The 12,567-nt window shown below is 73.4% G+C and carries 11 protein-coding genes; 6 read left to right on the top strand and 5 right to left on the bottom strand.

The window, feature by feature from the left end; genetic code table 11:
* Nucleotides 1–31: 31 nt before the first annotated feature.
* The 4 genes from ACFPL3_RS33265 to ACFPL3_RS33250 all read left to right on the top strand — a co-directional run bounded on the left by ACFPL3_RS33265 (nt 32) and on the right by ACFPL3_RS33250 (nt 5,417).
* Nucleotides 32–2,485 (top strand): GcvT family protein, encoded by a 2,454-nt coding sequence (locus ACFPL3_RS33265; protein WP_343939117.1) that lies wholly within the window; start codon nt 32–34, stop codon nt 2,483–2,485.
* A 214-nt stretch (nt 2,486–2,699) separates the two neighbouring features.
* Nucleotides 2,700–4,445: a sensor histidine kinase gene (locus ACFPL3_RS33260; protein WP_343939119.1), complete on the top strand. Its 1,746-nt coding sequence runs from the start codon at nt 2,700–2,702 to the stop codon at nt 4,443–4,445.
* The gene (locus ACFPL3_RS33255) at nt 4,442–4,828 is read left to right on the top strand and encodes a DUF742 domain-containing protein (RefSeq protein WP_343939121.1); all 387 of its coding nucleotides are present in this window, start codon (nt 4,442–4,444) and stop codon (nt 4,826–4,828) included. Before ACFPL3_RS33260 ends, ACFPL3_RS33255 begins: the two co-directional genes overlap by 4 nt.
* Nucleotides 4,818–5,417 carry a GTP-binding protein gene (locus ACFPL3_RS33250; RefSeq protein ID WP_343939122.1) on the top strand — a complete coding sequence of 200 codons (600 nt, stop codon included), beginning with the start codon at nt 4,818–4,820 and terminating at the stop codon, nt 5,415–5,417. Before ACFPL3_RS33255 ends, ACFPL3_RS33250 begins: the two co-directional genes overlap by 11 nt.
* Nucleotides 5,418–5,438: 21 nt before the next feature.
* Here ACFPL3_RS33250 and recQ read toward each other — a convergent pair whose 3' ends face one another.
* The 3 genes from recQ to ACFPL3_RS33235 all read right to left on the bottom strand — a co-directional run bounded on the left by recQ (nt 5,439) and on the right by ACFPL3_RS33235 (nt 8,986).
* Nucleotides 5,439–7,289, bottom strand: coding sequence for a DNA helicase RecQ (gene recQ, locus ACFPL3_RS33245; RefSeq protein WP_343939123.1), 1,851 nt, complete (start codon nt 7,287–7,289; stop codon nt 5,439–5,441).
* A 42-nt stretch (nt 7,290–7,331) separates the two neighbouring features.
* On the bottom strand, nt 7,332–8,117 hold the full coding sequence (locus tag ACFPL3_RS33240) for an SAM-dependent methyltransferase (RefSeq protein ID WP_343939125.1): 786 nt from the start codon (nt 8,115–8,117) through the stop codon (nt 7,332–7,334).
* Between the two features lie 104 nt (nt 8,118–8,221).
* Nucleotides 8,222–8,986: a GntR family transcriptional regulator gene (locus ACFPL3_RS33235; protein ID WP_343939127.1), complete on the bottom strand. Its 765-nt coding sequence runs from the start codon at nt 8,984–8,986 to the stop codon at nt 8,222–8,224.
* A gap of 91 nt (nt 8,987–9,077) precedes the next feature.
* Here ACFPL3_RS33235 and ACFPL3_RS33230 point away from each other — a divergent pair, with 91 nt between their 5' ends.
* Both ACFPL3_RS33230 and fgd read left to right on the top strand, forming a co-directional pair.
* Nucleotides 9,078–9,842: a fumarylacetoacetate hydrolase family protein gene (locus ACFPL3_RS33230; RefSeq protein WP_343939129.1), complete on the top strand. Its 765-nt coding sequence runs from the start codon at nt 9,078–9,080 to the stop codon at nt 9,840–9,842.
* A gap of 88 nt (nt 9,843–9,930) precedes the next feature.
* Nucleotides 9,931–10,950: a glucose-6-phosphate dehydrogenase (coenzyme-F420) gene (gene fgd / locus ACFPL3_RS33225; RefSeq protein ID WP_343939131.1), complete on the top strand. Its 1,020-nt coding sequence runs from the start codon at nt 9,931–9,933 to the stop codon at nt 10,948–10,950.
* Between the two features lie 55 nt (nt 10,951–11,005).
* Here fgd and ACFPL3_RS33220 read toward each other — a convergent pair whose 3' ends face one another.
* Both ACFPL3_RS33220 and ACFPL3_RS33215 read right to left on the bottom strand, forming a co-directional pair.
* Nucleotides 11,006–11,413: a ChaB family protein gene (locus ACFPL3_RS33220; protein ID WP_343939133.1), complete on the bottom strand. Its 408-nt coding sequence runs from the start codon at nt 11,411–11,413 to the stop codon at nt 11,006–11,008.
* 84 nt (nt 11,414–11,497) lie between these two features.
* Nucleotides 11,498–12,391, bottom strand: a complete 894-nt coding sequence (locus ACFPL3_RS33215; protein WP_343939135.1) for an AfsR/SARP family transcriptional regulator — start codon at nt 12,389–12,391, stop codon at nt 11,498–11,500.
* Nucleotides 12,392–12,567: the final 176 nt, after the last annotated feature.

Raw genomic sequence — 12,567 nt, 5'->3', positions numbered from 1 at the left:
CAAATACGGTCTAGACCGTAAGGTGCGGGTCATGCCAGACGTGTTGCCCGGCCGTGCCCGCATCGTGATCATCGGTGGAGGGGTGGGCGGCGCCAGTGTGGCGTACCACCTCGCTGAGCGCGGTGAGCGGGATGTCCTGTTGCTCGAGCGCTCCGAACTCACCAGTGGATCGACGTTCCACTCGGCAGGCCTCGTGGGCCAGCTGCGCTCCGACCCGGCGCTGACCAGGATGAACGTGTACTCCGCCGAGCTGTACCGCAAGCTCGAGGCGGCGGGTGGCGAGCACGCCCCGGGGTGGGTCGAGTCGGGATCGCTGCGGCTGGCCTCCTCGCCTGAGCGCCTGGAGGAGATCCGGCGCCAGGCGGGCTGGGCGGCGCGGTCCGGACTACCCCTGGAGCTCATCTCCGCGGAGGCGGCGAAGGAGCTGTTTCCGCTGATGAGCACGGATGGCGTGCTCGGTGCGGCCTACACCCCGACCGACGGTCACGTGGACCCGTCGCGCCTGTGCTACGCCCTCGCTTCGCTGGCCCGCGCGAACGGGGTCACGATCGCACAACGAAGCCGTGTCATTGCGATCAACACGGTGAAAGGCCAGGTCAGTGGCGTGCGGGTCGAGAACGGCGGCGACGAGTACACCGTCGAGTGCGAGCTCGTGGTCGACTGCGGCGGGATGTTCGCGGCCGAGATCGGCCGGCTCGCGGGCGTGCGGATCCCGGTGGTGCCGATGTCGCACCAGTACGTCGTGACCCAGCCGCTGCCCGCCGGGTCGATGCCCGCCGACCGCCCGCTGCCGTCCCTGCGCGACCCCGACCTGCTCGTCTACTACCGCCAGGAGGTCGACGGTCTCGTCATGGGCGGCTACGAGCGGCAGTCGGCGCCGTGGACCGCCACCGGCAGCGCCTACGACGCCGTGCCCGCCGACTTCAACGGCAAGCTGCTGTCGCCGGACTGGGACCGGTTCTCCGAGATCATCGAGAACGCGCAGGTCCGGGTGCCCACCCTCGCCGACACCGGGATCACCACCATGATCAACGGTCCGGAGGCGTTCACCCCGGACAACGAGTTCTGCCTCGGCGAGACCGAGGTGGCGGGCTTCTTCGTCGCCGCGGGGTTCTGCGCGCACGGCATCGCCGGCGCAGGCGGGATCGGGCGCGTGATGGCCGACTGGATCGTGGACGGCGACCCGGGCATGGACCTGTGGCACATGGACGTGCGCCGCTTCGGCCGCCACTACCGCTCGCCCGGCTACACCCTCGCCCGCACCGTCGAGAACTACGAGAGCTACTACGACATCCGCTACCCGGCGGCCGAGCGCACAGCGGGCCGCCCCCTGCGCACCTCGCCCGCCTACGGGTGGCACGCCGAGCACGGCGCCGTCTTCGGGGAGAAGGCGGGCTGGGAGCGGGTGAACCACTACTCCGACGCGGGGCCGGAGGAGCTGCGGCCGCGCGGGTGGGCCGGGCGGCACTGGTCGCCGTGCGTGGAGCCCGAGCACCGCGCCGTGCGCGAGGCCGCGGGGCTGTTCGACGAGAGCTCGTTCGCGAAGATCTCGATCAGCGGCCCGGATGCCGCGGAGTTCTGCACGCACGTCTTCGCCGGTCGGGTGGGCCGGGCGCCGGGTGCGGTGGTCTACACCCAGGCGCTCAACGACCGCGGCGGCATCGAGATGGACGTGACGCTCACCCGGCTCGCCGAGGACGAGTTCCTCGTGGTCACCGGCACGGCCTTCGGCACGCACGACCTCGGCTGGCTGCGGCGGCAGGCCCGGCTCCGCGGCGCCGCGGTGCGGCTCGCGGACGTCACGGGCTCCGAGGCGTGCTTCGGGCTGTGGGGCCCGCAGGCGCGCGACCTGCTCGCCCCACTCACGCCCACGTCGCTGGCGAACGCCGACTTCCCGTTCGGCACGTGGCGCGAGACCACCGTGGGCGACGTGCCGGTGCGCGCGGCGCGCGTGACGTACGTGGGCGAGCTGGGCTGGGAGCTGTACTGCCCCACCGAGTACGGCGCCGCGCTCTGGCGCACGCTCGCCGGCACCGGGGTGCGGCCGTGCGGCTACCGGGCGATCGAGAGCCTGCGGCTGGAGAAGGGCTACCGGGCGTGGGGCAGCGACATCGGCCCCGAGACCACGCCCGACGAGGCCGGGCTCGGCTTCGCCGTGCGCCGCGACGGGGAGTTCGTCGGGCGCGCGGCGCTGCTGGCCGCCCGCGAGCGCGGCCCGGCCCGCACGCTGCGCTGCCTCCTGCTCGACGACCCGCGCGCGGTGGCGCTGGGCGGCGAGCCGGTGCGCCTGGCCGGCGAGGTGGTGGGACAGGTGACCTCCGGCGGCTACGGCTACACGGTGGCGCGCTCCATCGCCTATGCGTACCTGCCTGCGGGCACCGCCGAGGGCACCGAGCTCGACGTGCAGGTGGACGGCACATGGGAGCGCGCGGCAGTGGCCGCGAGCCCGCTGCACGACCCGTCGGGGGCGCGCATCCGCGCCTGAACGCGCATCACCCGCGTGTACTAACCGTCGAGATCCGGAGTACCCGGTGTAACGAATGACAGCGCTGCGTCGACTACCACTGCGCTGTTAGTGAGCGCGCCTGCCCGAGTTCGTCTCGCACGGTCACCCACTGTGCCGCCGTCGACTCGGGGCTGGTCCCGGACCCCGACCCGGTGCGTTCCGCTCCCCCGTCAGTTCAGTCGTGGAGATGCGGATGCGTCGCTCTGCCTGGAACTCCGTCGTCGACCTGATCCCGCACGGTTACGGCCTCGGTGAGGCCGATTGGCAGCGCCGGCACCGGTTGCTGCTGGCCGTGCTCGCGCTGCACGTCCCCGGACTCGCCGCGTTCGGGGTCGGCCTGGGGCGCCCGCCCGACGCCGTGCTGCTGGCGGTGGTGGTGCCCGCCGCGTGCCTGCTGGTCGGCGCGCTGCTGCGCCGCCACCGCCGGGTGGCGTCGGTGGCGGTCACCGGCGGGCTCGTCTACAGCTCGGCGGCGCTGGTCGGGCTCACCGGCGGCACGATCGAGGCCCACTTCCACTTCTTCGTGATCATCGGGTTCATCGCCCTGTACCAGGACTGGGTGCCGTTCCTGTTCAACGTGCTGTTCACCGTGGTGAGCCACGGCATCGGCTCGGCCTGGCAGCAGACGCTGATCTTCAACCACGGGCCCGGGCAGGCCAACCCGTGGCTGTGGTCGCTGATCCACGGCGTCGCGGTGCTGGTGGCGAGCGTGGGGATGGCCCTGTTCTGGCGGATCACCGAGGACTCCCAGCGGGAGAAGGACGCGCTGCGGCGGGAGCTGGCCGACGCCGAGCTCAATCGCAGGCGGTTCACCTCGGAGCTCCTGGTGAACCTCGCCCGGCGCAACCAGAGCATGGTCTACCGGCAGCTGGAGATCATCAACGAGCTCGAGGAGGAGGAGCAGGACCCCGACGCGCTCGCCGTGCTGTTCACCCTCGACCACCTCGCCACCCGGGTGCAGCGCAACGCCGAGAGCCTGCTCGTGCTCTCCGGTGAGCAACCGGCCCGGGTGTGGGGTGAGCCGGTGGCGCTGCGCGAGGTGGTGCGGGCGGCGATCGCGGAGACCGAGGACTTCGCGCGGGTCTCCGTGCTGATCGACGAGCGGCCCGCCGTCGTGGGCCACAGCGTCACCGACCTCACCCACCTGCTGGCCGAGCTCATCGAGAACGCCGTGCGCTTCTCCCCGCCCGACACCCTGGTGCGGATCCGCATGCGCCCCGACCGGACGCAGCCGGGCGGGCAGCTGCTCGTGGTCGAGGACTGGGGCGTCGGCATGCCGCCGGAGCACCTCAGGGCGGCCAACGAGATCCTCGCCGCACCCGTCGACGTCGACCTCGCGGTGGCGCAGCGCCTCGGGTTCCACGTCGTGTCCCGGTTGAGCGCCCGCCACGGTGTCCGGGTCTCGCTGTCGCGCACCCCCGGTTCCGGCACCACCGCGGTGGTCGCGCTGCCCCCGGACCTGTTCGAGCCGAGCCGCCAGGGGGCGGGCGCCGATGGCGGCGCGTACCCGGTGGCGCTCCCGGCGGCGCAGCCCCTGCCCCCGGCGTCCACGGCGGTGCTCGCGCCTCCCGAGGCACCCGCCATCGATCCCCGCGACGTCCACCCCGAACTCGCACTGCCCGTGCAGCGCTCCGGTCCCGCCTGGTTCGGGGAGGACGCCGCGCAGTACATCGGGCTGCGCCGCCGCGTGCCGCAGGCGCACCTGGTGCCGCAGCTGCGCTCCGACGGCCCGGCGGGGGCGGGCCGTCCTGCGCTCCCGCCCGCCCACGTCACCGGTGCGGCGCAGGCCCTGTCCCGGTTCCACGCCGGCAGGCGGGCCGCGCACCAGGACGTGGGCGAGCAGGCGGCACCGGACGCCGACCCACCGGGTGGCGCCTGGTTCGAACCGTCCGTGCCGCCCCCGCCCGACGCGCAGGCCGGCCCGGGAACGGCGCGATGAGCACCGGGCGTCGTCCCCGGCACCGCGCGCGCGACCGCTTGCCGCGCCGGCTCGTACCCGTGTACGTCCTCACCGGCGGGCGCACCCGGCCGGGCGGGAGCGAGCTGCCGATGGAGTCGCTCGTCACGGTCACCGAGCGCGTGCGCTGGGCCCACGACCTGGAGGACGAATACCGCACGATCATCGAGGTGGCGCGCAAGCCGGTGTCCCTGGTGGAGGTCGGCGCAGGCCTCGGCGTACCGGTGGCGGTGGTGCGCGTGCTCGTCGGCGACCTCGTGGAGGCCGGGCTGCTCGACGTGCACGCCCCGCCGCCCGCGTTCGCCGACGCGGGCCCGAGCCCGGCCGTGCTCACACAACTGCTGGAGGGTCTGCGTGCCCGGTGACATCGGTACCGACCCCGGTCCCGTCCCCCTGAAGATTCTGATCGCCGGCGGGTTCGGGGCCGGGAAGTCCACGCTGGTGCGATCGGTCTCGGAGATCGCGTCGCTGCACACCGAGGAGCCGGTCACCATCGCATCCGTCGGGGTGGACGACCTGCGCGCGGTGCCGGACAAGACGATGACCACCGTCGCGCTCGACTTCGGCCGGATCGGCGTCGGCGACTCCCTCGTGCTCTACCTGTTCGGCACGCCGGGACAGGACCGCTTCTGGTTCATGTGGGACGAGCTCGTGCGCGGTGCCGTCGGTGGCGTGGTGCTCGTCGACGTGCGGCGGATCGCCGAGTCCTTCGCCGCCGTCGACTTCTTCGAGAGCCGCGACGTCCCGTTCGTGGTGGCGATGAACGCGTTCCCCGGCACGGAGCGGTTCACGCCGGGGGACGTGCACCATGCGCTGCGGCTGCGGGCCGACGTGCCGGTGATGCCGATGGACGCGCGGGCGCGGTCCTCGTGCCTGTCCACGATCATCCGGCTCGTCGAGCACGCGCTCGACCGGTCCAACGTGGTGCGGTTCCCGCGTTCCGCGCGGCGGTGAGCGGGGCGTGGCCGGTGGCGATCAGCCGGCCAGCGCCTCGAGCACCTGCTCGCCGTAGCGGGCCAGCTTGGTCTCGCCCACGCCGTTGACGGTGCCCAGCTCGGCGAGCGAGGCGGGGCGCCGGGAGGCGATCTCGCGCAGCGTGGCGTCGTGGAAGATCACGTACGCGGGCACGCCCTGCTCCTTGGCAGCGGCGCCGCGCCACGCGCGCAGGCGCTCGAACAGCGGGGCCGCCTCGGGGCCGAGGTCGGGCGCTGCCGCCCGCGCACCGGACGCGCGGGACCGGCGGGCCTGGCGCTTCGGGTCACGCCGCAGCATCACCTCGCGCTCGCCGCGCAGCACGGGCCGGCTCTCCTCGGTGAGCACGAACGTCTGGTGCCGCGGCTCCACCGCGAGCATCCCGCGAGCCACGAGCTGGCGCAGCACCGTGCGCCACTCGCCCTCGCCCAGCTCGGTGCCGACCCCGAAGACCGTGAGCGAGTGGTGGTCGAACTGCTCGACCTTGGCGGTGCGGCGCCCCAGCAGGATGTCGATGATCTGCCCGGCGCCGAACTTCTGCCGCCGTTCGCGGTCGAGCCGGAACACCGTGGAGAGCACCTTCTGCGCGGCCACCGTGCCGTCCCACGACTCCGGCGGCACCAGGCAGGTGTCGCAGTTGCCGCACGGCGGCGCGCCGCGCTGGCCGAAGTAGGCGAGGAGCTGCGTGCGGCGGCACTCCACGGTCTCGCAGAGCGCCAGCATCGCGTCGAGGTGCTGGGCGAGCTTGCGGCGGTGCTCGCGGTCGCCGTCGGACTCCTCGATCATCTTGCGCTGCTGCACGACGTCGGCGAGCCCGTAGGCGAGCCACGCGGTGGACGGCAGCCCGTCGCGGCCCGCGCGCCCGGTCTCCTGGTAGTAGCCCTCCACGGACTTGGGCAGGTCGAGGTGGGCCACGAACCGCACGTCGGGCTTGTCGATGCCCATGCCGAACGCGATCGTGGCCACGACGATCACGCCGTCCTCGCGCAGGAACCGGGACTGGTTGGCCGAGCGCGTGGCCGCGTCGAGCCCGGCGTGGTAGGGCAGCGCGGGGATGCCCTGGGCCACCAGGAACTCGGCGGTGCGCTCCACCGAGTTGCGCGAGAGGCAGTAGACGATGCCGGCCTCACCGGCGTGCTCGGTGCGGATGAGGTCGAGCAGCTGGCGGCGCGGCTCGTCCTTCGGCGCGATCCGGTACTGGATGTTGGGCCGGTCGAAGCTGGCGACGAAATGGCGGGCCCGCTCGCCCGGGCGCAGGTCGAGGCGCTGCGCGATCTCCTCGTGGGTGGCCTCGGTGGCGGTGGCCGTGAGCGCGATGCGCGGCACGTCGGGCCAGCGCTCGTGCAGCTCGGACAGCGCCAGGTAGTCGGGCCGGAAGTCGTGGCCCCACTGCGCCACGCAGTGGGCCTCGTCGATCGCGAAGAGCGCGATCCGGCCGCGGTCGAGCAGGCTCGTGGTGGACGGCACGCGCAGCCGCTCCGGGGCGAGGTAGAGCAGGTCGAGCTCACCGTCGAGGAAAGCGCGCTCGGTGTCGCGGCGCTCCTCGAACGTCTGCGTGGAGTTGAGGAAGCCAGCCCGCACACCGAGCGCGCGCAGCGCGTCGACCTGGTCCTGCATCAGGGCGATCAGCGGTGAGACCACCACGCCGACGCCCGGGCGCACCAGCGCGGGAATCTGGTAGCACAGCGACTTGCCGCCGCCGGTGGGCATCAGGACCAGCGCGTCGCCGCCCGCGCAGACGTGGTCGATGATCTCCGCCTGCTGCCCGCGGAACGACTCGTACCCGAAGACGCGGCGCAGGACGTCGAGAGGTGCCGGCGCGACGGGGCGATCTGCGGTCGGGGCATCGGACACCCGGCGATCGTAGGGCCACCCCCCGACGGCATCCCCCGGCCGTCAGGGCTTGCGGCCCACCGCCCCGTACATCGCGATGTCCACGTCGGGGACGGGGGCGGCCCCGGGCTCCGGGCGCCACTTGTGGATCTGCACGAGTCCGGGCTCGAGCACCTCCAGCCCGGCGAAGAACAGCTCGGCCTCGGCCTTGGTACGGAACCGGACACTCTCGCCGTAGGCCTCGTACACCCGCTGGACCTCGGCGAGCGGGATCGGGGCGAACTCGCTCGTGCCGATCGAGGCCGCCAGGTGGCTGCCGGGCGCGAGCGCGTCGAGCAGCCGCCGGACCACCTCGTGGGCGAGGTCGTCCTCGGTGAGGAAGTGCAGCATGCCGATGAGGGTGAGCGCGACGGGCTCGTCGAGGTCGAGCGTGGCGCGCAGCTGCGGGGCGGACAGCAGCGCGTCCGGCTCGCGCGCGTCGGCGCAGACGTACGCGGTGCGCCCCTCGGGCGTGCTGGTCATGCGCGCCCTGGCGTGCGCGAGGACCGTGGGGTCGTTGTCGACGTAGACGATCCGGGCGTCCGGGATCACCGCCTGCACCACCTCGTGGAGGTTCGGCGAGGTCGGGATGCCGGTGCCGATGTCGAGGAACTGCCGCACCCCCCGTTCGGCGAGGTGGCGCACCACGCGGTGCATGAAGCTGCGGTTCTCCAGCATGTGCGCCCGCAACGCCGGCCACAGCCGCAGCGACGCCTCCGCGGCCGCACGGTCGACGGCGAAGTGGTCCTTGCCCCCCAGGAGGTAGTCGTAGATCCGCGCCCCGTGGGCACGGTCGATCTGCAGGTCCACTGTGCTGGTGTGCCTTCGCGTCGCGGGTGGGAGCGGTCGGGGGGATCTTATGGACCGGGGCCCGCCCCGCGCACCTGTTGCGGGAGGGTTGCAGGCGCCGGATCTCAGCGGCGGACCTCGGTGCGGACCATGAGCCGCACCCGGTCGGCGCGGTAGAGGTCGCGGGCGTACTCGACCGGCAGTGCGCCAACGGAGAGCGCCGTGCGCTCCACGCCCATGAGCGCGGTGCCGCGGACCACGCCGAGCGCGGCGGCCTCGGCGGGGTCGGCGCTCACCGGCTCGAGGTACTCGATCGCGGTGTGCGGCGCGAGCCCGTACTCGTCGGCGAGCAGCTCGTAGATCGACCCCGTCAGAGAGTGGGTGAGCAGGCCGGGCAGCCGGTCGGCGGGCAGCCACGAGCGCTCCAGGGCCAGCGCGGCGCCGTCGGCGGAGCGCACGCGCACCAGCTCGTAGACCGGGGCGCCCGGGGTGAGCCGCAGCGCCCGGGCCACCGCGGTCTCCGCCTCCACCGTGTGCGCGGCGAGGATCTCCGCGCCGGCCCGGCGGTGGGCCCGGCGCATCTGCTCGGTGAACCCGGCGACCCCGGTGAGGTCGCAGTCGATCCGGGGCTCGGCGACGAACGCGCCACCGGACCGGCCCGGCGTGCGGATGAGCACGCCGCGGCGCGCGAGCCCGTCGAGCGCCTGGCGCAGCGTCATGCGGCTGACCTGCAGCGCCGCCGCCAGCTCGCGCTCGCCGGGCAGCCGGTCGCCCGCCGAGAGGACACCCGCGGTGATCTCCTCCATGAGCCATCGCTCGATCTGGGCGTGCGCCGGCGCGCCACCCCGGCGTTCCAGCGCGGGTGCGCGCCCGAGCAGCTCTGCGGCCATCCGCCCAGGGTATGTGCACGCGCGCCGCCGCGGCGCCGGGACGTAGTCTCGGCGCGGCCGTGAGCAGGTGCCGCCCGAGGAAGGACAACCGGTGAAGATCGTTCGTTACGAGGCGGGTGGCGCGCCCGCGTGGGGTGTGCTGGACGACGGGGTCGTGCTGGCCGCCGAGGGCACGCCCTTCGCCGGCCTGCGCCCCACGGCGCGGGAGGTCGGCCCGCTCGACGACGTCGCGCTGCTCGCCCCGGTCACCCCGCGCACCGTGATGTGCGTCGGGCGCAACTACCGCTCCCACGCCGAGGAGTTCGGCAACGCGGTGCCGCAGGAGCCGCTGCTGTTCCTGAAGCCGTCCTCGGCCGTCGTGGGGCCGGGGGCCGACGTGGTGTACCCGGAGCTCTCGCAGCGCGTCGACCCCGAGGCCGAGCTCGTGCTCGTGATCGGGCGCACCGCTCGCAACGTGGCCGCCGCCGACGCGTGGTCGGTGATCGGCGGCTACACCTGCGGCAACGACGTCACCGCGCGCGACATCCAGAAGGCCGACGGCCAGTGGACCCGTGGCAAGGGCTTCGACACGTTCTGCCCGCTCGGGCCGTGGGTGGACACCGAGTTCGACCCGGCCGACGTCGGCGTCTCCTGCACGGTGGACGGCGAGCGCCGCCAGGACGGGCGCACGAAGGACCTGATCTTCCCGATCCCGTTCCTGATCGAGTACATCACCCGGTTCACCACCCTCGAACCCGGCGACGTGATCCTCACCGGCACGCCGGAGGGGGTGCGCCCGGTGGAGCGGGGCAACACGATGACCGTCGAGGTGGAGGGGCTGGGCGCCCTGACGAACCGAGTGGTCGCCGAGACCTGAGGAGACCCCGTCGGGCCGCCGGCGCGAGGCGGCGCGCCGGAGTGGCAGGCTGGCAGCAGCAAGGTGATCGGACCGGAAGGACGGGATCGTGGCGTCAGGCCAGCGGGAACTGAGGATCGGGTACAAGGCCTCGGCGGAGCAGTTCGCGCCGCGGGAGCTCGTCGAGTACGCGGTGCGGGCCGAGGAGGTGGGGCTCGACAGCGTCGTCACGTCGGACCACTTCCTGCCGTGGCGCCACGAGGGCGGGCACGCGCCCGCGTCGCTCGCGTGGTTCGCGGCGGTGGGGGAGCGCACCTCGCGCGTGCTGATCGGCACGTCGGTGCTCACGCCGACGTTCCGGTACAACCCGGCGGTGCTCGCCCAGACCTTCGCCACGCTGGGCCTGCTGTACCCGGGGCGCGTGATGCTCGGCGTGGGCACCGGGGAGGCGCTCAACGAGATCGCGGTGTCCGGGCGGGAGTGGCCGGAGTTCAAGGAGCGCTTCGCCCGCCTGCGTGAGGCGATCCGGCTGATGCGGGCGCTGTGGACCGAGGGCGAGGTCAGCTTCGAGGGCGAGTACTACCGCACCGTGGGCGCCACCATCTACGACCGGCCCGAGCAGCCGGTGCCGGTGTACGTCGCCGCGGGCGGGCCGGTGGTCGCGAAGTACGCCGGGCGCGCGGGCGACGGCTTCATCTGCACGTCCGGCAAGGGGATGGAGCTCTACACCGACAAGCTCATCCCGGCCGTCGAGGAGGGGGCCGCCGCGGCCGGGCGCGACGCGGCCGACGTCGACCGCATGATCGAGATCAAGCTCTCCTACGACCGCGACCCGGAACAGGCGCTGGCCAACACCCGGTTCTGGGCGCCGCTGTCGCTCTCGGCCGAGCAGAAGCACAGCGTCGACTCGGCGGTGGAGATGGAACGCCTGGCCGACGAGCTGCCGATCGAGCAGGTGGCGAAGCGCTGGATCGTGGCCTCGGACCCCGACGAGGCGGTGGCCCAGATCAAGCCCTATGTCGACGCCGGGCTCAACCACCTCGTGTTCCACGGCCCCGGGCACGACCAGGAGCGCTTCCTGGCGCAGTTCGCCGAGGACGTGCTCCCGCGCCTGCGCGCCCTCAGCTGATCCTGACCGGCCGTGAGTGGATACGAGTGCTCCCGCACTCGTATCCACTCACGGGTCACTTCTTGTCGCGGGCCTTCGCGGTCTTGCGGGAATTGACCTTCTGGATCGCGTCCACCAGCTCGTCCTTCTTCATCGACGAGCGCCCTCGGATGTCGAGCTTCTTCGCCACGTCCATCAGGTGCGACTTCGAGGCGTTCGCGTCGACCCCGCCCGCGGTGGGCTTGTCGCTGCGGCGGCCGGCCTTCGACGCCTGCTTGTCCGACGGGCCCTTGCGGCCCTTCGGCTCCCAGTGGTCGCCGACCTTCTCGTGCGTGTGCTTGAGCGCGGCGAACGCCACCCGGCGGGCCCGGCCGCCCTCGTCGCCGTAGGTCTCCATCGCCGAGTCGTAGGATTCCACCCAGGTGCGCTGGGCCTTCTCGCCCGAACGCTCCACGGTGCTCGGCATCGCGTCCTTGCCCGGCATACGTCACACCCCCGCGAGATCAGAATTCCCGTGCATGAACTGCGGGTACCCGATCACGCGGGTGGAACACCGGAGAAAGACGAATCAGTACGGGCGCGAGGCCCCGCCGCCCGAGACCAGCCTGCGGGTGCCACCGGTGGCACCGCGGACGGCACGCAGCGCCGGCAGCTGGACGGCCGAACGCGGCATCGGGCGCCGCGCGCGCAGCACCGGCCACACCGGCGAGGGCGGGAAGAGCGCGTCGAGGCCGCTGGAGGCAGGACCACCGAGGCTGGAGCGCAGCAGCTCCTCGTAGGCGTCGTACTCGGCCACGGCAGCGGCGATGTTGCCCTGCGCGAGGTGCGCCTCGATGAGGGCCCGGCGGGCGCTCTCGCGGCTGGGTGCGGCGTGCACGGCCATCTCGGCGAGGGACACGGCGGCCTCGTGGCGGCCGGCGGCGGACAGCCGCAGGCTGCGCTCTTCGAGCGCGTGCAACCGCAGCTGGCGGAACCGCTCGCGCTCCACCGCGATCCACGCCGCGGTCCAGCCGGGCAGGATGTCGGCCGACAGCAGGCCGATGTCGGGGCTGTCGACCGCCGGGATGTCGGGGAGCGCCCGCACGAGACCGAGCGCGTCGGCCAGGTCGACCTGCACGTCGGCGGCGAGCGAGAGCGGGCCGGCGAGGTCGCCGTCGCTGAAGAGCTCGGGGATGCCGACCGCGGCGGCGGCCTCGGTGAGGAGGCGCTGCGCCGCGGCTGCGGGAACTCCGGGCCACAGGTCGGCGGCCAGGGCCGCGTGCTCCTGCGGACGGGGGTGCACCGCCAGGTAGGCGACGAGCCGGCGCGAGTCGACCCCGAGCGGGACCGCGGCACCGTGGGAGACGAGCGTGAACGATCCCAGCACCGTGACGCGGTGCCCGGCGACCTCGTGCCCGGCGACCCGGTGGCGCGGCCCCGGGTGTGCCTGCGTCGTACGAGATCGTCGCTGATCGTCAGACATGATCGTCCCATGTGTGGAAGAGTGCCGGGCTGGTGCTCGCGGGGACCCGTCGGCGGCACGACGGCGCCCGAGTCCGCGACAGAGTGTTCTCCCGAGCGACCGCGTTGCCAAGGGGCATGTTCGTCACACTTCCGGCTGCACTGCGGCCGTCCGGGTGACCTGCGAGTCAGCCGCCA

The organism is Pseudonocardia zijingensis (genome assembly GCF_042657305.1).
GTDB classification, from domain to species: Bacteria; Actinomycetota; Actinomycetes; order Mycobacteriales; family Pseudonocardiaceae; genus Pseudonocardia; species Pseudonocardia zijingensis.
The sequence above is the reverse complement of the archived record's forward strand: the minus strand, read 5'-3'. Positions and strand labels throughout refer to the sequence as shown.